The following is a 23,500-nucleotide window of genomic DNA, read 5'->3' on the forward strand; positions in this document are numbered from 1 at the left end:
CGACACGGGCTCAGCCGTGCCGGCTTCCGCGGAATGAACCAATACCGATCTAGCGGTTCGGGTCCATCCGCTTGAGGACACCGGTGATGGTCTTCTTGTCCACGGTGGGCCACATCGGCGGCAACGAGGCCTTGAGGAAACTGCCGTAGCGTGCGGTAGCCATGCGTGAGTCGAGGATTGCCACGACGCCCTTGTCCGACACGGAACGAATCAACCGGCCAGCGCCCTGGGCCAGACGGATCGCGGCGTGTGTGGCCGAAACCTGCATGAAACCGTTACCGCCGTGCTTCTGCACGTCTTCGGTGCGGGCCTTGGAGATCGGATCGTCCGGACGCGGGAACGGGATCTTGTCGATAATAACCAAACGGCAGGAGTCGCCAGGCACGTCTACGCCCTGCCAGAGAGTCATGGTGCCGAAGAGACAAGTGTCCCGTTCCTCGGCAAACTGCGCTACCAGAGACTTCATGCTCGCATCACCCTGGCAGAGGATCTCGACGTCGAGGCGCTCGCGCAAGATCGCCGCCGCTTCTTCGGCAGAACGCTTCGAGGTGAACAGCGCCAACGCGCCGCCGCCCGAAGCCTTGATCAGATCCTCGATTTCGTCCAGGGTCTCGGCGGCAAGCTGCCTGCCGGGTTTGGGCAGGTGCTTGGCGACATACAAGATGCCCTGCTTCGGATAATCGAATGGGCTGCCGACGTCGATGCCTGTCCATGACGGTGCACCGGCACCCATGAGCCCCAGTGAACCGGCCACCGAGTCGAATTGCGCGCCGATGGCCAAGGTGGCGCTGGTCAAGATGACGGTACGACCGTCAAAGAGTCCTTCGCGCAGTTTTCCGGCCACGGACAGCGGTGCCACGTTAAGTGTCGCCGGCTGGTTGTCATCCGCCTCGACATAGCCGCGGCCTTCGACAAATTCTCGCGGACGGGTCGTGTAGAGCACCTCCCGGCGGTCTTCGGCTTCGAGCATGCGGATGGCGTCATCCATGACGGCCTGCATTTGCGACCTGGCGGTCTGGCGACCACCATCGGCCGGCGCGTTGGCTTCAGGCTTCGTCAATGCGAGAATGAGCCGGGCCTGTTCCACGATGTCGTTCAGGGCGATTCCCATGTCCTCGCGCAGGCCGGTCTGCAACAACCCGGTCGGTACGCCGGTCAAGGCCTTTTCAAGTCTGTTGGTGGCTTTGACCAATTCGTCAACGTTGACGGCGCAATGGCGCTTGGCCCCGCCCGCTGCGGTGAGCACCATACGAGCCGACAGCGCCCCTGAGACCGAGCTGGTGACGCGGTCCTGGAGCTCGTGGGCCTCATCGATGATGGCGACGTCGAAGTCCGGGAGCACCGACAGCCCTTCGAAGGCGGAGACCGCCAGCAGGGCGTGGTTGGTAATCACCACGTCGGATTCGGCGGCCCGGGCGCGGGCCATCTCTGAGAAGCATTCATCGGCCATAGGGCATTTCTGGGAGCCAAGGCACTCCATGGCGGACACCGAAACCTGTTTCCATGCCTTGTCGCTGACTCCGGGGACCAGTTCGTCCCGGTCCCCTGTGTCGGTGCGCTCGGCCCATTCGCGAAGCTTCATGACTTCGCTGGCCAGCGGGGAAAATGTCTGTCCCCTGGGCGCGGCGGGCTCATCCATGGAGAACAACGTGCCTTCGTCGTCTTCCGGGTATCCGCCGCCGAGCTTGTACTGGCAGAGGTAGTTGGAGCGGCCCTTGAGCAGGGCCACGTCCATGGGTCGCGAAAGCTTGCCTTTGAGAGACTCCAGGAGCCGAGGTACGTCACGTCCGACGATCTGCGACTGCAACGCCAAGGTTGCAGTCGATACGATTACCGGTTTGGCGCTGGTCTGGGCGTGTGCCAGTGCCGGGATCAGGTAGCCCATGGACTTGCCCGTACCGGTTCCTGCTTGCACCAGCAGATGCTCTTCGTCTTCCAGCGCCGATACAACGTGCTTGACCATTTCCTGCTGGCCGGCGCGCATGGCGCCGCCCATGGAAGTTACTGCGGCTTCCAGCAGGTCAAGGGCCTGCTCTTGCTTATCCATGAAGGTTGAAAGTCTCCAACTCTGCTGCCAACGATTCTCGTACCTTGACGATTAATCTGGTTCCGTTCTCCAGATGCTCGCTTTCAAGGATTTCAGACTCACTCTGATGAAGTTTCGCGATCAGATCCCCGCGGTTATATGGGATCAGCACTTCCATCTGCACTCCCGGGCGCGGAATTGAAGAGCTGACCTTCGCCAGAAGCTCCTTGATTCCCTCACCGGTGTGTGCCGAGACAACCACGGTGTTGGATTCGCGGTTTCGGACCCTTTCAATAACAAATGGGTCAGCCACATCAGCCTTGTTCAGCACGATGATCTCGGGAATGTTCAGCGCATCGACTTCGCCCAGCACCGTACGCACTGCCTGGATCTGGCCTTCCGGATCCGGATGCGAGGCATCAACAACGTGAAGAATCAGGTCGGAATCCGCAATTTCCTCCAGCGTCGAGCGGAAAGCCTCCACCAGCTGCGTTGGCAGGTTGGACACGAAACCCACCGTATCCGCCAGCGTGTAGGTCAGCCCGTCCTCGGTGGCCGCCTGCCGCACCGTGGGATCCAGGGTGGCGAACAGCGCGTTCTCCACCAAGACCCCGGCATTGGTCAGTCGGTTCAGCAGGGAGGACTTCCCGGCATTGGTATAGCCGGCAATGGCGACCGCGGGAACTTCGTTGCGGCGGCGGTTTGCGCGCTTGGCTTCTCGGGCCGGCTTCATCGCCTTGATCTCACGGCGCAATTTTGCCATGCGGTCGCGAATGCGGCGGCGATCCATTTCAATCTTGGTTTCACCCGGGCCACGCGAACCAATGCCGCCGCCCGCGGCGCCCACCCGGCCGCCGGCCTGGCGGGACATGGATTCGCCCCAGCCACGCAGACGCGGAAGCAGGTATTCCAGCTGGGCCAGTTCGACCTGGGCCTTGCCTTCACGGGACTTCGCATGCTGCGCGAAGATGTCCAGGATCAAACTGGTGCGGTCGATGACCTTGACCTTGACAACGTCTTCCAGCGCACGGCGCTGCGACGGGGCCAGTTCGGCATCGACAATCACGGTATCGGCGCCAGTGGAGGCTACGATCTCGCGCAACTCCATGGCCTTGCCCGAGCCCAGATACGTCGACGGGTCTGGCTTGCTGCGGCGCTGCACAACACCGTCGAGTACTTCCGAGCCTGCGGTTTCCGCTAGCGCTGCCAATTCGCGCAGCGAATTCTCCGCTTCGGTGACGCTTCCATCGGTCCAGACTCCGGCCAGCACCACACGTTCAAGGCGCAGCTGACGGTATTCCACCTCGGTGACGTCTTCGAGCTCCGTAGAGAGGCCTGCAACGCGTCGCAGGGCGCGACGCTCGGCCAGGTCGTCCTGCTCACCGTCATAGGTGGAATAGCCGGAGGAAAAACGGTTCAGGGCGGTCGCCTGACCAGAGAAAATGGATTCATCATCGGATGCGAAATGCTGCACCTGAGGCCCCTGGGCCTCGTCTGCCGCAAGGATGCGGTCGATGGCGGCCTGAATCTGGGCGTCGTCCATCGACGATGGATCGTGTTCGTGTGACTCGGAGTTAGTCATGGTCTCCTTTGAAGTACTTCGCTTTCCAGAATAGTGCGGGGCACCCCCACTTCGCGACGTGGCGCGGTCGGTTTCAAGGTGTTCGTTGGTCATTGAGTATCCTTTGCAGAAATCGGTAGCAGCATTCGGTGCTGATGGTGATGCGGTTACGCAAACGCAAAGGCAAGGTGAAGACCCCAACACACTTGGGAGTCTGGAAAGTAGAAAAGACTTTGCCGCCTGCGGATTCCGCCGTCCGGGCGCGCAAGACCAGCGCCGGGGATTCGGGAATCACGGGTAACCGTGTGGGCTACGTATTAGACGAAGAACAAAGTCATAGACAAAACTCTATCAGTCTTGTGCGGCCTGGTACATATTGGCTTTGTCACGTTGCCTCCGCCCATATTTGGCCCGTGCGCACGCAACGATAAACTTTGCAGTATGAGCTCGGATCACTACTTCAGCGCCAGCCCCGCCTCGGCCGATGAACGCCGCACGATTTCAGTCGAGTTGAACGGCACCGTTCGCAAGATCCAGACCGCAGCCGGCATCTTCTCGCCTTCCGGTTTGGACAAGGGCACCGAGGTGCTGTTGAAGAACGTTCCGGCGCCGCGTGGCCGCATCTTGGACATCGGCTGCGGCTGGGGACCCATCACGATTACCGCGGCCGAGCAAAGCCCCGGTTCGGAAGTCTACGGCGTCGACGTCAATGAGCGTTCCATCGAGCTGGCCCGCCTGAATGCGCAGAGCTTGGGCCTGGACAACGTGGTGGTCGGCCGGCCGGAAACTGTGGACCCGGAGCTTGAATTCGACACGATCTGGTCGAATCCGCCGATCCGCATCGGCAAGGAAGCCCTGCATGAACTTCTGCTGCTTTGGCTGCCGCGGCTGGCGCCGGGTGGCGAGGCCTGGATGGTAGTGCAGAAGAACTTGGGCAGCGATTCCCTCCAGAAATGGTTGGTCGAGCAGTTGCCAAACGACTGGCGCGTCACCCGTGAAGCCACGGCAAAGGCCTTCCGCGTTTTGCAGGTTTCACGCCCGGCCCAGTAGCTTCGCCGTGCCAGTTGGCTGTGTGGCCCGCCTGCTAGTCCCGGCTGATGATCCCGCGCGTGACCAGTTCCGCCGGCCCGCTCAGGATGGTATCTTCCCGATCGCCGTTGGCAAGGAATGCAACCCCGACCGTGCCTCCGGGAACTTCAACCGACCAATCATTGATCAAGGCGGTGCCGCGCGCCCAGTAGCGCATCGCAGCGGCGGCCGCGCAAGCTCCGGTGCCGCAGGACAGCGTCTCCCCTACCCCGCGTTCGTGGACGCGCATCTTCACTCTGGCCCGGCCGTCTTCGATCAGCGGCTCGGCGGGAACCACGAATTCCACGTTGGTTCCGTGGGGCGGGGCCGGCGAGACTTCCGGGGCAATAAAGAGCTCCAGATCTTCCAGCATGCCTTGGTCCGGAAGCGCTACCACGGTGTGCGGATTGCCCATCGTGATGCTCAGCGCCGGCAACGCCTGTTCCCAGCCGCTGGGGCGGACCATCGAATCCACCGAGTCGGCGGCGGCCTGGTCCTCATGGATCAGGCCCCATGGCCCCAGGTTGGCTGCGTACCCGTCCGCCAGCCGGGTGACTTCCTTGACGCCGGCGCGGCTGCCGATCTGCAGGCTCTGGCCGACCGCTAGATTGACCAGGCCTTCGGCGATGAGGAAATGCACGAACGCGCGCACTCCATTGCCGCACATCTCGGCGATGGAGCCGTCGTTGTTGCGGTAGTCCATGAACCAGTAGGCCTTGGGATGCTCGATGAACTGCTGCTCATAACCGGACACCTGGGAGGTCGGCACCGCACGGATCAGCCCGTCGCCACCGATGCCGAAATGCCGGTGGCACAGGGCTGCCACCTGTTCGGCGGTGATTTGAAGTGCTCCCGTGGGATCCGCGAGCAAGACGAAGTCGTTTCCGGTTGCATGGCCCTTGGCAAATGCCTGGCCTGCAAGCTGCTGAAGTTCGCTGCGGTACATCCGTGCTCCTCGTGTTTCGTGCTTCGTTCGCTAGTTGCGTCAGTTCCGCTGGGTCCGGGCCACCAGCTCCAGCGCCTGGTCGAGCAGACCGGGCTTGGTCGGGTCGAGCCAGGAGACGCGTTCGTCCGCATTGAACCAGGTGATCTGGCGGCGGGCGAACTTCCGGGTGGCGACCACGGTCTGCTCTATGGCCTCGGCACGTTCGATCTTCCCGTCCAGGAAATCGATGTACTGCTGATAGCCGATGGCCCGCGAAGCGGTCTTGCCTTCGCGCAGTCCCGAATCGAGCAGTCCTGCGACTTCCTGGGCCAGCCCCTTGGAATCCATTTTATGGACCCGGGCTTCCAATGCTTCATGCAACGCGGAGCGCTCGTAATTTAGTCCGATCTGGACTGCAGGCTGGAAGTACTGGCGCTGGGGCATATAGGAGCTGAACGCCCGGCCGGAGATTTCGTAGACCTCCAGGGCGCGGATGGCGCGCCGCTGGTCGAGGTTCCTCGCCGCGGAGACCGGATCCACCTCCGCCAGACGGCGCCGCACCTCTCCGTCTCCATGGGCTTTGACCTCGGCTTCGAGCCGTGCCCGCACCTGTGGATCGGTTGGCGGGAAGTCGATGACGTCCAGCGCGGCACGAACGTACAGTCCGGATCCGCCGACCATGACGGGCACCTTGCCCTTGGCCCGGATCGCCTCGAAGCGTTCGCGGGCCTGAGCCTGGAAGGTTGCGACGGATGCCTCTTCCCGTACGGACATGATGTCCATGAGGTGGTGTTCGATTCCGCCTCGCTCGTCGACGGCGAGTTTGGCGGTACCGATGTCCATGCCCCGGTAGAACTGCAGCGCGTCGGAATTGACGATCTCGCCATTCAAGTTCTGGGCCAGGGCGATGGCCAGATCCGATTTGCCGGTTCCGGTCGGACCGACCACGGCAATGACCGGAAGGTGCGTGGCTTCCATCAAGCTAGCTGCGCACCTTCAGGGTCGGCATCCCCAAGTTGGTGCGTCCCGGCTCGCTGCTGGCGCCGGGAGCCGGCACGCCGCAGCTGTCGGCCTGCGAGCGGTCCCAGGCATCCCCTGCCCGTGAACGGCGCAACTGGTATTGCTCCGCGGTCGGGTCAGAAACCAGGTGGAAGGCGGCTACTTCGGTGATCGGCAAGGTGACCAGGTCGCCGGGGCGCGGCGTCTGGGCGCCCTCGGGAACCGAGAAGTGCACGAGGCGCTGATCCTGCGAACGGCCGGAGAGCCGATGGGTCGTTTCAGCCTTGCGACCGGCATGCTCGGTGACCATGACCTCGACGGTGCGTCCCAACTGCTTGGCGTTTTCCTCCTTGGCAATCCGGTCCTGCAGTGCAGTCAGTCGCTCGTAGCGTTCCTGGACAACGGCCTTGGGCAGTTGCTCGTCCATGGTCGCCGCCGGCGTGCCCGGGCGCTGGGAGTACTGGAAGGTGAATGCCGAGGCAAAACGTGAAGCTTCCACGACGTCCAAGGTGGCTTGGAAGTCTTCTTCGGTCTCTCCGGGGAACCCGACGATGATGTCGGTGGTGATCGCCGCATGCGGGATGCGCTCGCGCACCTTGTCCAGGATTCCGAGGAATTTCTTTGAACGGTAGGAACGGCGCATCTGCTTGAGCACGCGGTCCGATCCGGATTGCAGCGGCATGTGCAGCTGCGGCATGACATTCGAGGTTTCGGCCATGGCTTCGATGACGTCGTCGGTGAATGCCGCCGGGTGCGGGCTGGTGAAACGCACGCGTTCAAGGCCTTCGATTTCACCGCAGGCGCGCAGCAGCTTGCCAAAGGCCAGACGGTCGCCGAATTCGACGCCGTAGGAGTTCACGTTCTGACCCAGCAGCGTCACTTCGATGGCGCCGTCGTCGACAAGTGCCTGGATTTCGGCCAGGATCTCCCCCGGCCGACGGTCGCGTTCCTTGCCGCGCAGGGAAGGAACAATGCAGAACGTACAGGTGTTGTTGCAGCCAACCGAGATCGACACCCAGCCTGCGTAGACGGACTCCCGGCGGGTGGGCAGCGTCGACGGGAAGACGTCGAGGGATTCGAGGATCTCCAGTTCGGCCTTCTTGTTGTGCTGGGACCGGTTCAGGAGTGCCGGCAGCGAGCCGATGTTATGGGTTCCGAAAACCACATCAACCCAAGGGGCCTTCTTGAGAATGGTGTCGCGGTCTTTCTGCGCCAGGCAGCCGCCGACAGCGATCTGCATTCCTGGCCGGGATTCCTTGACCCCCTTCAGGATGCCGAGGTTGCCGTACAGCTTGTTGTCAGCGTTTTCACGCACGGCGCAGGTGTTGAACACCACGACGTCTGCGACCTCTTCAGCCAAATCTTCCGGCTTCCGCGCAAGCCCGGCATCTTCAAGCAGGCCGGAGAGCCGCTCGGAGTCGTGGACGTTCATCTGGCAGCCGAAGGTGCGCACTTCGTAGGTGCGCGGATGGTCTTGGGGCTGGGGGCTGGAAATCGGTTGTTGCTCGCTCACCTTATAAGGTTACCGAATCCGCCGGGACCCTGAAACGAAGGCAATCCTCGGCGCGCGGCGATCCTCAGTATTGCCCCTCGTGCCGTCCGAAGCGTTCATCCCATTCTTCGCGGGCCACCTTGAAAGCCATGCCGCCGTTATAGCCCTTGCGCCCCAGCAGGCCGACCAGGCGCCGCAGCGCCCTGTCCCGGTCCGCTCCCATTGATTCTGGCCGCAGTTTGGCGCGGACCAGTTCCCGTGCGCGCTGCTCTTCGGCTTCGTCGTCGATCTGTTCCAGCGCTTCGGCTGCGGTTTCGTCGTCGACGCCCTTGGTGCGCAGCTCACGTTTGATCGCGCCGCGCGCCAGTCCACGGGAACGAGCCCTTGCAGCGACCCACGTCTTGGCAAAACGTTCGTCGTCAACGAGGTTGATTTCTGCGTAGCGCTCGATCACCTCATCGGCGATCTCTTCGGGACAGTCCTTGTCAAGGAGCTTGTCCTTGAGCTGTTTCGCGGTTTTGTCGCTGGCCGTCAGTTGCCGCAGCAGGATCCCGCGGGCTTTTTCACGCCATTGGTCGTCGCTGAGTTCGTCGGTTTCCCCTGACTCACGCGCCGCGCGCCTGGCCTCGCGGGCATCCTTGCGCTCTTTCTTGGTGGGCGCCGCCGGAGCCGGAGCCGAAAGAATTTCGTACATCGCCGCACGCAGTTCGTCGACGCTTTCCGGCTTCTTCTTTTCCTGCGCCGGGAGGCTGGCGATGATCCGGCGGTTGGTTGGTGCCAACGTGTCTGAAGAAGCCTTCCTTGCGCCGGCTTCGCCGGTGCCCGGCTTCGCCGGTTGGGAAGCTTCTGGCTCGGCCGGGTCTGGCCGGGCCCACTCGGGCATGTCTTCCAGGTCTCCCTGAAATTCATTGGAAACGGACATAGCGTCCGACCCGGAATTGAATCCGGATCGAACGCTACGTCGTTTGAAGCCTGAGCTCACTACTGATCGCCCTCGACGACTCGCAGTTCTGTCTCGTCTTCTTCCACTTCTTCTGCTGGCAAGACGCCGAGCTTCTGCAGGATCTGGCGCTCCAGTTCGGTAGCCAGATCCGGGTTGTCGCGCAGGAAGCGGCGGGCGTTTTCCTTGCCCTGGCCCAGCTGGTCGCCGTCGTAGGTGAACCAAGCGCCGGACTTCTTGACCAGGTTGTGCTCAACACCCATGTCGATGAGCGAGCCCTCGCGGGAAATGCCGTGACCGTACAGGATGTCGAATTCGGCCTGCTTGAATGGAGGCGCCATCTTGTTCTTCACGATCTTGGCACGGGTGCGGTTGCCGACCGGGTTGGTTCCCTCCTTGAGGGTTTCAATACGGCGGATATCGATGCGAACCGAAGCGTAGAATTTCAGGGCCTTGCCACCGGTGGTGGTTTCCGGGCTGCCGAAGAAGACACCGATCTTCTCGCGAAGCTGGTTGATGAAGATCGCGGTGGTCTTCGAAGCCGAGAGGCGGCCGGTGATCTTGCGCAGCGCCTGGGACATCAGTCGGGCCTGCAGACCCACGTGGCTGTCACCCATTTCGCCTTCAATTTCCGCACGCGGCACCAGAGCGGCCACGGAGTCGATGACGATGATGTCCAGCGCGCCGGAGCCGACAAGCATATCCATGATTTCCAGAGCCTGCTCACCGGTGTCCGGCTGGGAAACCAGCAGGGCGTCGGTGTCCACGCCAAGCTTCTTGGCGTATTCGGGATCCAAAGCGTGTTCAGCATCGATGAATGCTGCAATGCCGCCATTGCGCTGGGCGCTTGCCACGGCGTGCAGTGCAACGGTGGTCTTACCGGAGGATTCAGGACCGTAGATCTCCACGACACGACCGCGCGGAAGTCCGCCAATGCCCAGAGCCACGTCCAGCGCAACCGAACCGGTAGGAATTACTTCAATGGGAGCGCGGGTTTCATCACCCAGGCGCATGACCGAGCCCTTGCCGAAGGCCTTGTCGATCTGGCCCAGGACAGACTCAAGTGCCTTTTCCCGATCATTATTTGCTGCCATGGTTCACCTTTGCTCATGCAAGCCATCAATCGACCTGCTCACGATTTCTTGTCCTGCATTAGACAGTATGAGCGCCTACCGACACTTTGGACCCGTGGATCCGGTAAGTGTGGACAAACTCAGAGTTTAAGTTTTCGCGGGCGTGTTCCGCCTCGTTCACAAACGATTCTATCCGAATAGATGTTCGAAAATCAATGTGGATGTTTCGAATACTCGAAACTGCCCGCCGTTGCCTAGGACTGCTTGGGCTCGATATCTACACCAAGCCAGCGGTCCACCGGCACATCCTGCGCACGGCACAACGCTTCCCACACCTGCTTCGGCGTGATGCCTTTCTTCAGGGCATCGCTCGCTGTCAGGCTGTCCAATTCGGACAGGGCCATGGTATCGGCCAGAACATGGGAATATCGCTGGCCGAATTCGTTCTCCATGTTCCGCCAGAAGTCGCTAAGTCTCACTGGAATATCCTCCCACGAATGAGGCGAGGGCCCACGCATTTGCGTGGGCCCTCGCCCGTCGGACCACCCACCTACCGAGGCCTGGTAAGTAGCGGTGAAGCTTAGACCGAAGCCAGCGGCTTGTCGTTGCGGGTTGCAGCGAACTCGTTGGCCATATCGGTTGGAACGGTGTCCGGGATCGCGATGCCTTCGGCCAGTGCGACGCGCTCGGATACTTCGCGCAGCATGAGCGAGAGCGGAATCTCCAGTGCGGAGCAGATGGAGGAGAGCAGCTCGGAGGAAGCTTCCTTCTGTCCACGCTCGACTTCCGACAGGTAGCCCAATGAGACACGGGCGCTATGGGAAACCTCGCGGAGGGTTCGGCCCTGGCGCTGGCGGACGTCTCGCAGGACGTCACCGATTTCATGACGGAGTACTACCATTTTGTGCTCCTCCTTCACGGGCTGGACCATATGGGCTTCTCCCATATCGCGCCAACGGACAACACCATTGACTGTGACGGGTTGCTTGACCATAAATTTAGCCTTTGCTCCTAGGTCCATCTCGAAGATCTGTTCATAACGGGGGCCGTCCTTGCGGCCCTACAATTCGTACAACGGCATGTCATTCGAATTTGTTCCCGTGCTATCACCCTAATCATAAATTTGCGACGTACGCCACAAATCGATGATTCATTGCGGAAATTCCCGGGAAAAGTAGTATTCCGCTCTTTACTGTGAAGAAGCTTTACCCAATATGGCAGCCAGCTGGTTGATGGCTGCGTTGGTGCTCTGCTCGCGGATCTGCGCGCGGTCCCCCACAAAATGGTGCTCCCTGGCTCCGGACTCGATTCCGGACGCCCAGCCGATGTACACGGTGCCCACGGATTTGCCGTCATGCGGTTCGGGGCCGGCGACACCAGTGGCCGAAACGGCAAGATCCGCCCCGCAGGCTCGCTGGGCTCCCACTGCCATCTGGCGTGCTACCTCGGGATCAACGGATCCCTTTTCCGCCAGCAGCTTCTGGTCCACGCCCAGCACCGAGGCCTTGACGTCGCTGGAGTAGCTGACCACCCCGCCGCGCAGCACCGCAGAGGCGCCCGGCACCTCGGCCAAGGTGGCAGCGATCAGCCCGGCGGTCAGTGATTCGGCGGTGGCAAGCTGGAGCTTGTGCTCGCTGGCCATGGAAATCACCGCTGGTGCTTGGTGCCTCATGTGTCACTCCCCTGGATATGGATGGTGCGCACCGGAATGTCCCCGATGCGCACCGGTGCTCGTCGGTTGCCGGAATGCGCTAGTTCTGTGCGTTCTTCTTGTACGCGCTGCGCAGGGCGATGGCCTTGAAGATGTACTCGACACCAGTCACCACGGTTACCGCCACGGTCAGCAGCATCAGGGCCCAGGCCACCGCGTGCAGCCAGCCGACGGTATGGGTCAGCGGCAGCAGGTACAGCCCGATGACCACAGCCTGCAGCACGGTCTTGATCTTCCCACCCATGTTCGCGGCGATCACGCCGTAGCGGATGACCACCACGCGCAGCAGGGTGATGCCCCATTCGCGCACCAGGATGGTCACGGTGACCCACCATGGGAGCTCGGCCAGGATGGACAGGCAGACCAGCGCCGAGCCGGTGAGCAGCTTGTCCGCAATCGGGTCGGCGATCTTGCCGAAATTGGTGATCAGCCCGCGGCTGCGGGCCAGGTCGCCATCCAGCTTGTCGGTGTACATGGCCACCACGAAGATGGCCAGCGCCACCCAGCGCCAGGTGCCCTGGGTGCTGTCGTCCACAAACAGCGCCCAGATGAAGAACGGAACCATGATGATGCGGATCGTGGTCAGCACGTTGGCGATGTTCAACGTCGGCACCGGATTCGGCGGCTCGTGCGAAGCTTGCTCACTCATTCGGGTCAGTTTCTCCCTGTCAGGTCCCAGGCGTCCTCGCCGGAGCCCTCGTCGTCGGAGCCGTCGAAGTAGTCGACGGCCTGCGGCCGGTCATCCAGGTCCTTGGCAACCAGGTCCTCGGCATATTCTGCCACCGGATCCGCGTGGTTCACATTCGCCTCGTCCACCAGCGCCTGCTCGGCGGCGGTGGCCTGCGTGCTGGACGGATCGTCGCCACGCATGGCGGCCAGCACCATCGGCAGGTCGTCCGGCTTGATGAGCACGTCGCGGGCCTTGGAGCCCTCCGACGGGCCCACTACGCCGCGCGACTCCATCAGGTCCATCAGGCGGCCGGCCTTGGCGAAGCCCACACGCAGCTTGCGCTGCAGCATCGAGGTGGAACCGAACTGGCTGGTGACCACCAATTCGGTGGCCTGCAGCAGCAGCTCCAGATCGTCTCCGATGTCCTCGTCGATCTTCTTCTTTTCCGCGACCGGCATGACGTCGTCGCGGTATTCGGGCTGCAGCTGGGCCTTGACGTGCTCCACCACGCGGTGGATCTCCGACTCGGTGACCCAGGCGCCCTGCACGCGCATCGGCTTGGAGGTGCCCATGGGCAGGAACAGGGCGTCGCCCTGGCCCAGCAGCTTCTCCGCGCCCGGCTGGTCGAGCACCACGCGGGAGTCGGTGACCGAGGAGGTCGCGAACGCCATGCGCGATGGCACGTTGGCCTTGATCAGGCCGGTGACCACGTCCACGGACGGGCGCTGGGTGGCCAGCACCAGGTGGATGCCGGCGGCGCGGGCCAGCTGGGTGATGCGGACGATCGAGTCCTCGACGTCGCGCGGGGCGACCATCATCAAGTCGGCGAGCTCGTCGACAATCACCAGCAGGTACGGGTAGGGCTTGAGCACGCGCTTGGAACCCTCGGGCGGGTGCACCTTGCCGGCCTTGACCGCCTTGTTGAAGTCGTCGATGTGCTTGAAGCCGAAGTTGGCCAGGTCGTCGTAGCGGGTGTCCATCTCGCGCACGACCCAGCCCAGCGCCTCGGCAGCCTTCTTCGGGTTGGTGATGATCGGGGTGATCAGGTGCGGCACGCCCTCGTAGGCGGTCAGCTCCACGCGCTTGGGGTCCACCATGACCATGCGGACCTGGTCAGGGGTGGAGCGCATCAGGATCGAGGTGATCATGGAGTTCACGAACGAGGACTTGCCCGCACCTGTGGCGCCTGCCACCAGAAGGTGCGGCATCTTGGCCAGGTTCGCCACGACGAACCCGCCTTCGACGTCCTTGCCCACGCCCATGACCATCGGGTGCTCGGTCTTGCGCGCATTCTGGCTGCGCAGCACGTCGCCCAGAGCCACAACTTCCTTGTCGGTATTCGGGATCTCGATGCCGATGGCGGACTTGCCCGGGATCGGGGACAGGATGCGCACGTCGGAGGAGGCCACCGCGTAGGAGATGTTCTTGGACAGCGCGGTGACCTTCTCCACCTTGGTGCCCGGGGACAGCTCGATCTCGTAGCGGGTCACCGTCGGCCCGCGGGAGAACCCGGTGACCTGGGCGTCGACCTTGAACTGCTGCAGGGTGTTGGTCAGCGCGTCGACCACGACCTGGTTGGCTTCGGAGGCTTCCTTGGCCGGAGGGCCCGGCGGCAGGAAGTCTGCCGAGGGCAGGGTGTAGGTGATGTCCCCGGAAAGCTGCAGCTGCTCGGTGCGCGCAGGGATGGGCGGCTGCGGGGCGCCGGAGAGCCCGGCGGCGCGCGAGGAGACCTGGTCCATGGCGCTGGTGGCGGCTTCAGGCTCGGCCTTCAGCCCGATGCTCTCCATGATCTGGGCCATCTCGGCCTCGGCCTTGGTCGGGCGCTTCACGCCCGGAGGCGGGGTCTGCGGATCCGGCTGGGCGTCCTGGTCCGGTTCGATGTCCACCGCGCGATGCGCGACGGTCGGGTGCTCGGAGGCCAGCTGCTCCCGCGAGAAGGCCTGGGTGGCCGCCTCGTCGGCGTCGAAGACCTCCGAGGAGCGGTTGCGGTGTACCGCTGGCAGCGAGGTGGTGGCGGCGTCGGCCGGCTCGGCCGAGTCCTCGTCGATGACCGCCTTGTCGTAGGCGACGTCGCCGCTGCGCTCGGAGTCCTCGTGGCCGTCCACGTCGTAGACCTCGGTGACCTTGCGGGCCGCGGCGCGGCGCTCGAAGAAGCCGGGCTTCTTTTTCTTCGGCGCCGGAGTTTCCTCTTCCTGCGGGTAGAGGTAGGACTGGTCGTGGTCCTCGGTCTCGGCGTTCAGCTCGCCGCCGCCGCGGGCGCCGGCGTGCGAGGAAGCGCGGGCCGGGCGTTCGGCATCGGGATCCTGGCCCAGCAGCCGGTTGTAGCCGGCGCGGATGCGCGTCGGGATCTGGGTGATCGGGGTGGCCGTGACGATCAGCAGCGACATGAACACCAGGAAGATGAAGACGGCCATGGCTCCGGGGACCGAAATCAGCAGACCCAGCGGGGTGCCCAGGATGGAACCGGCCATGCCGCCGGCATTCCAGAGCACGTCGAAGTCCTCGGACACCGCCGGCGAGCCATTGGCCAGCGAAGCGATGGAGGACCCGGACAGCGTCATGATCAGCAGGCCGATGCCGATGCGGTTGTTCTCGGTCACCGCCTCCGGGTAGCGGAACAGGCGGAAGGCGCCAACGAAGAGGATGATCGGCAGCAGCACGGCCATGAAGCCGAGCGTGCCGCCGACCACCGCGTGCACTCCGGTCCCGAACCATCCCGCGTCGCGCAGCCCCCACCATTCGATGATCGCCACGACGATGGCCATCAGGGCGAGGAAGAGTCCCGTGCCGTCGCGCCGCAGCTCGTACTCGGGCTTGACGGTGCCGCCGATGCGTCGGAAGGCGCCACCGAAGATCCGGGCGATGCCCATCCACACGCTGCGGATCATGCGCAGCGGCAGGGGCAGTTCCTGTTCCGGATTTTCGGCGGGTTTCTTGGAGGACGAGGTGCCGGACGCCTTGGGTTTACGCGTCGTTGGCTTCTTCGCCCCCTGAGACTGGGTACGTGGGGCCATGATTCTAGGGTATCGCCCTCCGCTGGGAACGCACCGAATTTACACGTGAACCCGGTGCTCCCTCGGCGCTAGAGAATAATCACGCCCCGTCAGGCAGGCTCAGCCGTTGCTACCCAACCACGCGCTGGCAATGTCCTGCGCGGACTTCTGGTCCACGGTGCTCTGGACATTCAGGTTGACCAGTTCCTCGGCGGAGAGCTTGGCGCTGATCGGGTTGATCACTGCCGCGAGCTCTCCGGACTTGTCGGCTTCGACCACCGGGACCACGTTGGAGGCGAGGAACAGCGCCTTCGGGTCGTCCAGGACCACCAGCTTGTCCGTCTTGATCCGCGGGTCGGCGGTGAACACGTTGGCCACGTTCACCGTTCCGGCGTTCAGGTCTTCCACGGTGGTGTCTCCCGTGGCCGAGAATGCCACGTCGACTCCGTACGTCTTGCTCAGGCCCTTCGGGCCGTAAGGCCGCTCGGCCAGCTCCGGCGGACCTCCGAGAGTGAGCTTCTGCGACACCTTGGCCAGATCCTCGATCGACGAGACGCTGTTGTCCTTGGCGAACTTCTCCGTGACCGTGTACGAATCCTGGTCCGAGGCCTGGGCCTGGTCCAGCACCGCCAGGGAGTCGGGCAGCGCCTTGCCGAGCTCGTCATACACGTCTTCCGACGCGCGGGCTGAGGTTTTCGGCTCGAAATACTGCAACAGGTTGCCGGTGTATTCGGGCATGATGTCGATGCTGCCGTTCTCCAGCTGCGGCATGTACGCATCGCGCTGCCCGATGTTGAACTTCCGTTCCACGGTGAAGCCTGCCTTCTCCAGCGCCTGGGCGTAGATCTCCGCGATGATCTCATTCGAGTAGTACGCCTGCGAGCCCACGACCACGCTCTTGTCCGATTCCCCGGAGGCTCCGGCGCTTGGCTCGTTGGCCAGCGGATCGCTGGAACCGCATCCGGCCAGCGCCAGCATTCCGGCCAGCGCCAGGACCGAGGCCGCCCGGGCCTTGTGCATTGGGAACTTCATGTTCGCGTCCTTTCAACGGGGCGATCTATCTGTAACTCGAGGGTGTTTCCGTCACCCGCGCCGTGCTCGCCGGGTGCGTCGCGGTCCCCGGCACGGGTGCTGCGCAGCCCGCGGGGAACCGACATCTTCTGGGCCAGGGCCATCAGCAGCTCCAGGATGAGCGCGAGCGCCGCGACCATGAGCGCGCCGCCGAGCACCATGTCGTAGCGCCTGAGGTTCAGGCCGGTGATGATCGGCAGGCCCAGTCCCCCGAGGTTGACGTAGGCGGCGATGGTGACGGTGGCTGCCACCTGCAAGATGGCCGAACGCAGGCCGCCCACCAGCAGCGGCAGGCCCAAGGGAATCTCGACCTTGGCCAGGATCTCGCGTTCGGTCATGCCCATGGCGCGGGCGGCGTCGATGGTTTTGCGGTCGATGGATTCAAGCCCGGTATAGGCGCCGGCCAGGATGGACGGGATGGCGAGCAGCACGAAGGTGATGAGCGCGGCTTCCGGCTTGTGCAGCACCCCGGCCAGCAGCACCAGCAGGATCAGCAGTCCGAAGGAGGGAACGGCCCGGGCCAGCCCGGAGACAGCCACCGCGATTTCGCGTCCGCGTCCGGTATGGCCGATGGCCCAGCCGGCGGGGATGGCGATGACCGCGGCGATCGCGACGGCGAGCGCCGTGTACATCAGGTGCTGTCCGAGCAGGAGCAGCAGCGAGTTCGGCCCGCTCCACTGGGCGGGGTCGGTGAGCCAGGTGAAGGCTTCGCGCAGCAGGTTCATCGGGTGCCCACTGCCTGCGGGGCGCGGTTCCGTGCGCGGCGTGCGCGCCGTGCGCGCCGCGGCTGCGCGGCGGTCCATGGCATGAGCCAGCGCCCGGCCAGCACCAGCAGCAAGTCGATGAGCAGCGCGATCAGCGCCACCGCGAGGACGCCGGCGAGCACCTCGGGGATGATGCGCCGCTGCAGGCCGTTGGTGAACAAGTAACCCAGGTTGGTCACGCCGACCAGGATGCCCACGGTGGCCAGCGAGATGGTGCTGACCGCGGTGACGCGCAGCCCGGCGAGGATCACCGGGCCGGCCAGCGGAAGCTCCACCGCGGCGAAGCGCCGGCCGGGGCCGTAGCCCATGGCCATGGCGGCCGAGCGGGTCTGCGGATCAACCGAGTCCAGGCCGTCCACCACGCAGCGGACCATGATGGCCAGCGCGTAGATGGTTAGCGCCACGATGAGGTTCGCTTCGCTGATGGCGCTCATTCCGGTGACGACCGGCAGGATCAAGAGCAGCGCCAGCGAGGGGATGGTGTAGAGCAGGCCGGTGCCGGTCACCACCAGTCCGCGTAGCGCCTTGTAGCGCCAGGCGGCCCAACCCAGGGGCAGTGAGACCAGGAAGCCGGCGGCGATCGCCCACAGGCTTTGGCGCAGGTGCTCCAGGGCCAGCGTCCCGATCAGGTCGAGGTTCTCCAGGATCCAGTTCATGCCCGGTCCAGGTCGTTCTCGTCGACCAGGCGTCCCTGGGTCCTGCCCTGGGGGTCCACCAGCACCGTGCCGGTAGGCGTCTGCTTCAGGCGCAGGGCGCGCTGCCCGCGTTCGGCCCCGATGAACGAGGCGACAAAATCGTTGGCCGGCGATTCGATGATCTGGCTGGGGGTTCCCACCTGCAGCTTCCGCGCCTGCTCGGAGAGGATGACCACCTGGTCCCCCAGCAGGAACGCCTCGTCGATGTCGTGGGTGACGAAGATGATCGTTTTGCCCAGCTCCCGCTGCAGCCGCAGCAGCTCCTGCTGCAGTTCGGTGCGCACGATCGGGTCCACCGCGCCGAAGGGCTCGTCCATGAGCAGGATGTTCGGTTCCGGGGCCAACGCCCGGGCGACGCCGACGCGCTGCTGCTGGCCGCCGGAGAGCTGGTGCGGATACCTGTCGGCCAAGCCGGAATCCAGTCCCACCGTCGCCATCAGTTCAAGTGCCCGGTTGCGGGCCTTGCCGCGGGAAGTTCCCTTGAGCCTGGGTACCGTGGCGATGTTCTGCGCGACGGTGAAGTGCGGGAGCAACCCGGCGTTCTGCATGACATAGCCGATGCTGCGGCGCAGCTGGACCGGGGACCCGGAGCCGATGTCCTGCCCGTCGATCCTGATGCTCCCGGCGGAGGGCTCGACCATGCGGTTGACCATGCGCAGCAGCGTCGTCTTGCCGCACCCGGAGGATCCGACGAACACCGTGGTGCGGTGCGCTGGCACTTCGAGGGAGAAATCGCTGACCGCCGTGGTGCCGCCCGGGTAGCTCTTGCTGACTGCGTCGAATTCGATCATGGGCGGACACCGTCCGCATCCTGGATCTGCAGCGCACGGTGCGACGCTGGCCTCAGGGGATTCGTCAGGGCGTTCATTTGCCCCATTCTGCCTAATCCGAGGCTTCCTGCACAGTCCCGCTCGCAAATCTTCAGCATTAGTTCAGTTTGTCATCCCAGATCAGGAACGTATAAGTGATCGCAAAAGAATGACCCCGCGAAATTCTCTGCGAGATTTCACGGGGTCATCGACAGCTCTTTAGAAGGACTGCCACTGATCGAGGTAGTCCGGGGCGTTCACGCTGCCGAAACCAATTCCGAGGACCAGCAGAATGATCGAAATGATCCATGCGGTCTTCTTGTGCTCTTCGTACCCGGCCAGACGGTAGCCGTACTTGTCGCGCATGCCGCCGGCAAGGATCAAGATGATGTCCACGATGAGCCAGATGCCGAAACCGCCGAGGGTGATCAGCTTGAGGATTCCGGTGCCGATCTTCCCGAGGTAGAAGCGATCGATGCCCAGACCTCCGAGGAACCACGAGAGCAGCCACGTTGCAATGAAGCTCTTGTGGCCTTCACCGTTGTTGTGCTGCTCGTAAGGGTTGGACGGATACGAGCTGGTGGAGTTGGCGTAGTAATTCGGCGGGTTTGGCGGAACTGACATGAGGAATCCTCGCGATGCGGTTGATGGTGGTGAGGCGCTGGCCTCAATGAGGATGGGAGACCAATGTTTAAGCACAACTGATCTAGAGATTCCTCGGGATCCACACTAGTGAATAGCGGCATCTCCTACCAACTACACATGGATTCACAACGGGTTGGCCTCTCAGGCCGCTGATTCGGCATTGCGTCCGGACAACCTTGGAGTGATCATCCAAACGCTTGACACGGACAGCGCGAGGTACCCTGCCGCACTCCAGATCCAGAACCCTGCAGGTGCGCCCGGCAAGAGAAGCAGCAATCCGGCGCCGGAAACAAGCAGGGTCGCCACGGCCCCGGTGGCCGCCGCACCCCGCGGGGTTGCCGCACTGCCCGGATTCCGGCGACGAGCCTGGAGCACCATTCCAGCGAGGGCGCCCAACCCGGGAATCAGCCCGGCGCCGGCACCGAGCATGGCTCCGTTGGCCAGTGCGCCGAAAGCTATGGCGAACGAATCCGTCGGCCGTCCCGCGGTTGTCAACGTTTCGACCAGTAGACCCCAGTGGTTCAGTATTCCCAGCAAAGCGCCGAGCGCTGCGCCGACAAGCACCGTTCCAGCCACTAAGCGAAGTGAAATCCGTTGAACTTCCGGTGCGGGAGCGTGTGACACGTGGGCAGAATCTTTCGTTGGGCAAATAATATGCTGGTACGGGCTGTCATGTCGCGGGCCCTTGGCTGGCATCCGTGCGGTTCAGCACCAGCAGGGTTCCGAAGGCCAAGATGAAGCACCACGCCAGCAGGCCGAAGGTGATGGCGTAGACGAATCCTAGATTTGGTTCCTCGCTGAGAACGGTTGAGAAGATCAGCACTGCGGGAATCAGCCCGCCGGCCATTGAGCCCATGCCACCGGCGGCTGCTTGCTGAAGTACCGTCGCTTCCGGGCGTCGGGCTTCGAGGATTCCCAAGGCCGCATAGGTCGCAGACCACGAGAGTATTCCCAGCGCCAAGCCGCAGAGCATCGCGGCCGGAAGCACCACCAATGCCAGATCCAGGAGGTAGCCGCCATCAAGCATCTCCTCCACTGCTGTCCCGATGAATTGGGGTCCCAACCAAGCGGCGACGGAAATCGTTCCGGACAGTACCCCGAGGCCCGCGGCTGTCCAGAACAGCCGTTTGCCCATGGTGCCGAGGTCGCGTGCTCGTTGACGGATCATGGGCCAATCCTAGCCCGGGGGCTTCGCGGTCGACGCCGAGGAATCCGGAGATGACGCCTTGTTCCGCAAACCTGCTCAGATTCGACTCGACGAGGCCTGCGGACGGCGCAAAGCCTGCATCTTCCCCTGGCTGGCGGGACGATGCAGGCTTCTGAGCAACCGGTCCGCTACGGCATCGCGGATAAGACTACTTGGTCACGGTCTTGGTTGTGGTGGGCGCGGCCCATGTTGCTGTCGGGATCGTCAGCCTGTAGCTCTTCTTCTTCGGCTGCTTCACGGTAATCTTCGCCGTGCCCTTCTTGAGGTCAACGGTCTTCAAGGTCTTCCAGGTGTTGCCCGACTTCACCTGGAACTTGGCCTTCTTGCCGTTGTACTGGGCGTAGCGGTACTTCTCCGGCGAATAAACCTGTGCCGTGGCCGTCAAGGTGACCTTGCTACCCGAGCGGGTCGCTTTCAGCGTGCTCTTGGTCTTGCCCCGCACATAGAACGTCTTGCTGCTGTAGTCGGTGTAATCGCTGTAGTCGGAGAAGTATTCGCCGAAGTACGAATCCCAGTAGTCGTACTCGGCGAAGATGTCAGCCGGTCCAACCTTGTAGGCACCCAAGCCGTAAAGGCTCGGGCAGACAGAGGCCCTGTCCGATACGCGACGTCCCTCCATCCACAAGGCATCAACCACACCGCCGTTTCGCGTGACGTCGATAATCCCATAGGAATCGACGTAGTCGCCTTTGATCTTGGTGCTGGCAGACACCGGAATATTGCGGCAGCTCGAGTCCCCGACGGTGATCGACGACACCGAATAGCCGGTGATGTCGATCGGCCGTTCGCTGGCCTGCGCCGGAGCCGCGGCCACGGCGAGGGCCCCGACCAGGCCCATCGTTGCCAGCGCGCCCATGGCGCGTGATAGTGCAGTTTTCCTCATGAGGTCCCCCAGAATGCGTGTGAGTGCGATGCCGTTGCGACATCGAGCTCAACAGAGCATATGGGAGGCATCGGAAATTTTTACTGGTTTTCGCCGGAATATTTCGCCCTGGCTCGACACCACGAATAAATCGTTGGCGTGCGGTCCTTGCCGCGCGACGGACCGGGAGACCCGCGGATCGCACAACGCAGGGTTAAACAGCGGAACCCCGCCCGGGGCAGGGTTCCGCGGTTCGGTGTTCCAGAAGCCTAGGCTTCGAGCACCACAGGTACGATCATCGGGCGGCGGCGCAGCTTGCGCGAAACCCACGAGCCGATCACGCGGCGCGTGATCTGCTGCAGCTGGTGCGTGGTGTGGTTCGGGTTGTTCGCAACCGCCTCCACGATCGCAGCGGCGATCTTCGGCTTGATCTCGTTGAAGACCGAGTCCTCTTCGGCCACGCCGCGGGCGTGGATGTCCGGGCCGGAGATGATGGTGCCGTTCTGGCGGTTGATCACGGTGATGACCGAGATGAAGCCCTCCTCGCCCAGGGTGACGCGGTCCTTCAGGTCGTCGTCGGTGATGGTGCCGACCTTGGAGCCGTCAACGTAGACGTATCCGCATTCGACCTGGCCGACGAGCTTGGCCACGCCGTCCTTGAGGTCGATGACCGAGCCGTCCTCGGCCAGCAGCACGTTCTCCTCCGGCACACCCGACTGCGCGGCCAGGCGGCCGTTGGCGATCAGGTGGCGGGTTTCGCCGTGCACCGGCAGCACGTTCTTCGGGCGCAGGATGTTGTAGCAGTACAGCAGCTCGCCGGCCGAGGCGTGCCCGGAGACGTGGACCTTGGCCATGCCCTTGTGGATGACCTCGGCGCCCAAGCGCATCAGGCCGTTGATCACGCGGAAGACCGAGTTCTCGTTGCCCGGGATCAAGCTGGAAGCCAGGATCACGGTGTCGCCCGGGTTGATCTGCACCTTGTGCTCGCCGTTGGCCATGCGCGAGAGCGCGGCCATCGGCTCACCCTGCGAGCCGGTGGACATCAGCACGACCTTGTGGTCCGGCAGCTGGTCGATCTGCTTCAGGTCGACCAGTACGCCCGGCGGGATGTCCAGGTAGCCCAGGCGTTCGGCGATGCCCATGTTGCGCACCATCGAGCGGCCGATGAAGGCCACCTTGCGTCCGTGCATGGCCGCGGCGTCCAGCACCTGCTGCACGCGGTGCACGTGCGAGGAGAAGGAAGCGACAATGATGCGGCGGCGGGCGCGGGCGAACTTGGCTTCGAGCACCGGGCCGATTTCGCGTTCGGCGACGGTGAAGCCCGGCACCTCCGCGTTGGTGGAGTCCGGCAGGAACAGGTCCACGCCTTCCTCCCCGAGGCGGGCGAAGTGGCGCAGATCGGTGATGCGGCCGTCCAGCGGCAGCTGATCCATCTTGAAGTCGCCGGTGTGCAGCACGGTGCCGGCCTCGGTGCGCAGGAAGACCGCCAGGGCGTCCGGGATGGAGTGGTTGACCGCGACGAATTCGCATTCGAAGTTGCCGACCTGGGCGATCTCGCCCTCCACCACGATGTTGCTGTTGGCCTTGATGCGGTGCTCGGCCAGCTTGGCTTCGACGAAGGCCAGGGTCAGCTTGGACCCGTACAGCGGGATGTCTTCGCGAAGGCGCAGCAGGTACGGCACCGCACCGATGTGGTCCTCATGGCCGTGGGTGAGCACGAGGCCCACCACGTCGTCCAGGCGGTCCTTGATGTATGAGAAGTCCGGCAGGATCAGATCCACGCCAGGCTGGTGCTCCTCGGGGAAGAGCACGCCGCAGTCCACGATCAACAGCTTGCCGTCGAGCTCGAACACTGTCATGTTTCGGCCGACTTCGCCCAAGCCTCCGAGGGGGACGATGCGCATGGTCCCCTTCTTCACCTTGGCCGGGGTCTGCATGCGCGCAGAATCGGCCTTTCCTACTGAACTCTCAGTCATATGCGGTTATACC

Annotated in this window: 22 protein-coding genes; 1 reads left to right on the top strand and 21 read right to left on the bottom strand. The window is 63.5% G+C overall.

Translation table 11 applies throughout. From position 1 onward, the window contains the following. Positions 1 to 49 precede the first annotated feature (49 nt). Both ATC04_RS12640 and hflX read right to left on the bottom strand, forming a co-directional pair. Positions 50 to 2,047: an ATP-dependent DNA helicase gene (locus tag ATC04_RS12640; protein WP_047121158.1), complete on the bottom strand. Its 1,998-nt coding sequence runs from the start codon at positions 2,045 to 2,047 to the stop codon at positions 50 to 52. Then, a complete protein-coding gene (gene hflX / locus ATC04_RS12645; protein WP_047121157.1) occupies positions 2,040 to 3,608 on the bottom strand; it encodes a GTPase HflX in 1,569 nt (522 codons plus the stop codon). Before hflX ends, ATC04_RS12640 begins: the two co-directional genes overlap by 8 nt. Positions 3,609 to 4,028: 420 nt before the next feature. Between hflX and ATC04_RS12650 the strand changes: the two genes are divergently transcribed. After that, positions 4,029 to 4,637, top strand: coding sequence for a methyltransferase (locus ATC04_RS12650; protein WP_047121156.1), 609 nt, complete (start codon positions 4,029 to 4,031; stop codon positions 4,635 to 4,637). Positions 4,638 to 4,671: 34 nt separating this feature from the next. Here the strand turns inward: ATC04_RS12650 and dapF are convergent, their stop codons facing one another. From dapF to ATC04_RS12745, 19 genes are all read right to left on the bottom strand, one after another. Further along, positions 4,672 to 5,601, bottom strand: coding sequence for a diaminopimelate epimerase (dapF, locus tag ATC04_RS12655; RefSeq protein WP_047121155.1), 930 nt, complete (start codon positions 5,599 to 5,601; stop codon positions 4,672 to 4,674). 39 nt (positions 5,602 to 5,640) lie between these two features. Continuing rightward, entirely contained in the window at positions 5,641 to 6,558 is a 918-nt protein-coding gene (gene miaA / locus ATC04_RS12660; protein WP_047121218.1) for a tRNA (adenosine(37)-N6)-dimethylallyltransferase MiaA, read from the bottom strand. Positions 6,559 to 6,562: 4 nt separating this feature from the next. Further along, positions 6,563 to 8,092 carry a tRNA (N6-isopentenyl adenosine(37)-C2)-methylthiotransferase MiaB gene (gene miaB / locus ATC04_RS12665; protein ID WP_047121154.1) on the bottom strand — a complete coding sequence of 510 codons (1,530 nt, stop codon included), beginning with the start codon at positions 8,090 to 8,092 and terminating at the stop codon, positions 6,563 to 6,565. Positions 8,093 to 8,156: 64 nt separating this feature from the next. Beyond that, a complete protein-coding gene (locus tag ATC04_RS18885; protein WP_231735977.1) occupies positions 8,157 to 8,954 on the bottom strand; it encodes a regulatory protein RecX in 798 nt (265 codons plus the stop codon). 98 nt (positions 8,955 to 9,052) lie between these two features. Next, positions 9,053 to 10,105: a recombinase RecA gene (gene recA, locus ATC04_RS12675; RefSeq protein ID WP_047121153.1), complete on the bottom strand. Its 1,053-nt coding sequence runs from the start codon at positions 10,103 to 10,105 to the stop codon at positions 9,053 to 9,055. A gap of 233 nt (positions 10,106 to 10,338) precedes the next feature. After that, positions 10,339 to 10,602: a DUF3046 domain-containing protein gene (locus ATC04_RS12680; RefSeq protein WP_353580028.1), complete on the bottom strand. Its 264-nt coding sequence runs from the start codon at positions 10,600 to 10,602 to the stop codon at positions 10,339 to 10,341. 62 nt (positions 10,603 to 10,664) lie between these two features. Next, positions 10,665 to 11,078: a helix-turn-helix transcriptional regulator gene (locus tag ATC04_RS12685; protein WP_047121151.1), complete on the bottom strand. Its 414-nt coding sequence runs from the start codon at positions 11,076 to 11,078 to the stop codon at positions 10,665 to 10,667. A 195-nt stretch (positions 11,079 to 11,273) separates the two neighbouring features. Next, positions 11,274 to 11,756, bottom strand: coding sequence for a CinA family protein (locus ATC04_RS12690; RefSeq protein ID WP_047121150.1), 483 nt, complete (start codon positions 11,754 to 11,756; stop codon positions 11,274 to 11,276). 79 nt (positions 11,757 to 11,835) lie between these two features. After that, on the bottom strand, positions 11,836 to 12,444 hold the full coding sequence (pgsA, locus tag ATC04_RS12695) for a CDP-diacylglycerol--glycerol-3-phosphate 3-phosphatidyltransferase (protein WP_047121149.1): 609 nt from the start codon (positions 12,442 to 12,444) through the stop codon (positions 11,836 to 11,838). Positions 12,445 to 12,449: 5 nt separating this feature from the next. Next, positions 12,450 to 15,479 (bottom strand): DNA translocase FtsK, encoded by a 3,030-nt coding sequence (locus ATC04_RS12700; protein ID WP_047121148.1) that lies wholly within the window; start codon positions 15,477 to 15,479, stop codon positions 12,450 to 12,452. A 99-nt stretch (positions 15,480 to 15,578) separates the two neighbouring features. Next, positions 15,579 to 16,490: an ABC transporter substrate-binding protein gene (locus tag ATC04_RS12705; protein WP_047121147.1), complete on the bottom strand. Its 912-nt coding sequence runs from the start codon at positions 16,488 to 16,490 to the stop codon at positions 15,579 to 15,581. Next, entirely contained in the window at positions 16,487 to 17,254 is a 768-nt protein-coding gene (locus ATC04_RS12710) for an ABC transporter permease subunit (protein ID WP_082124109.1), read from the bottom strand. Before ATC04_RS12710 ends, ATC04_RS12705 begins: the two co-directional genes overlap by 4 nt. After that, positions 17,251 to 17,949, bottom strand: coding sequence for an ABC transporter permease (locus ATC04_RS12715; RefSeq protein ID WP_047121146.1), 699 nt, complete (start codon positions 17,947 to 17,949; stop codon positions 17,251 to 17,253). The genes ATC04_RS12710 and ATC04_RS12715 overlap by 4 nt, the downstream gene beginning before the upstream one ends. After that, on the bottom strand, positions 17,946 to 18,779 hold the full coding sequence (locus ATC04_RS12720) for an ATP-binding cassette domain-containing protein (RefSeq protein WP_047121145.1): 834 nt from the start codon (positions 18,777 to 18,779) through the stop codon (positions 17,946 to 17,948). Before ATC04_RS12720 ends, ATC04_RS12715 begins: the two co-directional genes overlap by 4 nt. A gap of 237 nt (positions 18,780 to 19,016) precedes the next feature. Continuing rightward, positions 19,017 to 19,421, bottom strand: coding sequence for a TM2 domain-containing protein (locus ATC04_RS12725; RefSeq protein WP_082124108.1), 405 nt, complete (start codon positions 19,419 to 19,421; stop codon positions 19,017 to 19,019). Between the two features lie 162 nt (positions 19,422 to 19,583). Further along, positions 19,584 to 20,018 (bottom strand): hypothetical protein, encoded by a 435-nt coding sequence (locus ATC04_RS12730; protein WP_152666955.1) that lies wholly within the window; start codon positions 20,016 to 20,018, stop codon positions 19,584 to 19,586. A 94-nt stretch (positions 20,019 to 20,112) separates the two neighbouring features. Beyond that, the gene (locus tag ATC04_RS12735; RefSeq protein ID WP_047121143.1) at positions 20,113 to 20,610 is read right to left on the bottom strand and encodes a hypothetical protein; all 498 of its coding nucleotides are present in this window, start codon (positions 20,608 to 20,610) and stop codon (positions 20,113 to 20,115) included. Positions 20,611 to 20,797: 187 nt separating this feature from the next. Continuing rightward, the gene (locus ATC04_RS12740) at positions 20,798 to 21,532 is read right to left on the bottom strand and encodes a hypothetical protein (RefSeq protein WP_146955854.1); all 735 of its coding nucleotides are present in this window, start codon (positions 21,530 to 21,532) and stop codon (positions 20,798 to 20,800) included. A 248-nt stretch (positions 21,533 to 21,780) separates the two neighbouring features. Beyond that, positions 21,781 to 23,487, bottom strand: a complete 1,707-nt coding sequence (locus ATC04_RS12745; RefSeq protein WP_047121141.1) for a ribonuclease J — start codon at positions 23,485 to 23,487, stop codon at positions 21,781 to 21,783. Positions 23,488 to 23,500: the final 13 nt, after the last annotated feature.

Source organism: Arthrobacter sp. YC-RL1 (assembly GCF_001454985.1).
GTDB classification, from domain to species: Bacteria; Actinomycetota; Actinomycetes; order Actinomycetales; family Micrococcaceae; genus Glutamicibacter; species Glutamicibacter soli.

Coding starts and splice junctions, on each gene's coding strand:
- ATC04_RS12745 (WP_047121141.1), bottom strand. CDS start 23,487: ATGACTGAGAGTTCAGTAGGAAAGGCCGATTCTGCGCGCATGCAGACC.
- recA (WP_047121153.1), bottom strand. CDS start 10,105: ATGGCAGCAAATAATGATCGGGAAAAGGCACTTGAGTCTGTCCTGGGC.
- ATC04_RS12720 (WP_047121145.1), bottom strand. CDS start 18,779: ATGATCGAATTCGACGCAGTCAGCAAGAGCTACCCGGGCGGCACCACG.
- ATC04_RS12690 (WP_047121150.1), bottom strand. CDS start 11,756: ATGAGGCACCAAGCACCAGCGGTGATTTCCATGGCCAGCGAGCACAAG.
- ATC04_RS12725 (WP_082124108.1), bottom strand. CDS start 19,421: ATGTCAGTTCCGCCAAACCCGCCGAATTACTACGCCAACTCCACCAGC.
- miaA (WP_047121218.1), bottom strand. CDS start 6,558: ATGGAAGCCACGCACCTTCCGGTCATTGCCGTGGTCGGTCCGACCGGA.
- pgsA (WP_047121149.1), bottom strand. CDS start 12,444: ATGAGTGAGCAAGCTTCGCACGAGCCGCCGAATCCGGTGCCGACGTTG.
- ATC04_RS12650 (WP_047121156.1), top strand. CDS start 4,029: ATGAGCTCGGATCACTACTTCAGCGCCAGCCCCGCCTCGGCCGATGAA.
- ATC04_RS12680 (WP_353580028.1), bottom strand. CDS start 10,602: ATGCGTGGGCCCTCGCCTCATTCGTGGGAGGATATTCCAGTGAGACTT.
- ATC04_RS12685 (WP_047121151.1), bottom strand. CDS start 11,078: ATGGTCAAGCAACCCGTCACAGTCAATGGTGTTGTCCGTTGGCGCGAT.
- ATC04_RS12740 (WP_146955854.1), bottom strand. CDS start 21,532: ATGAGGAAAACTGCACTATCACGCGCCATGGGCGCGCTGGCAACGATG.
- ATC04_RS12705 (WP_047121147.1), bottom strand. CDS start 16,490: ATGAAGTTCCCAATGCACAAGGCCCGGGCGGCCTCGGTCCTGGCGCTG.
- hflX (WP_047121157.1), bottom strand. CDS start 3,608: ATGACTAACTCCGAGTCACACGAACACGATCCATCGTCGATGGACGAC.
- ATC04_RS12700 (WP_047121148.1), bottom strand. CDS start 15,479: ATGGCCCCACGTACCCAGTCTCAGGGGGCGAAGAAGCCAACGACGCGT.
- ATC04_RS18885 (WP_231735977.1), bottom strand. CDS start 8,954: ATGCCCGAGTGGGCCCGGCCAGACCCGGCCGAGCCAGAAGCTTCCCAA.
- ATC04_RS12735 (WP_047121143.1), bottom strand. CDS start 20,610: ATGATCCGTCAACGAGCACGCGACCTCGGCACCATGGGCAAACGGCTG.
- ATC04_RS12715 (WP_047121146.1), bottom strand. CDS start 17,949: ATGAACTGGATCCTGGAGAACCTCGACCTGATCGGGACGCTGGCCCTG.
- ATC04_RS12640 (WP_047121158.1), bottom strand. CDS start 2,047: ATGGATAAGCAAGAGCAGGCCCTTGACCTGCTGGAAGCCGCAGTAACT.
- dapF (WP_047121155.1), bottom strand. CDS start 5,601: ATGTACCGCAGCGAACTTCAGCAGCTTGCAGGCCAGGCATTTGCCAAG.
- ATC04_RS12710 (WP_082124109.1), bottom strand. CDS start 17,254: ATGAACCTGCTGCGCGAAGCCTTCACCTGGCTCACCGACCCCGCCCAG.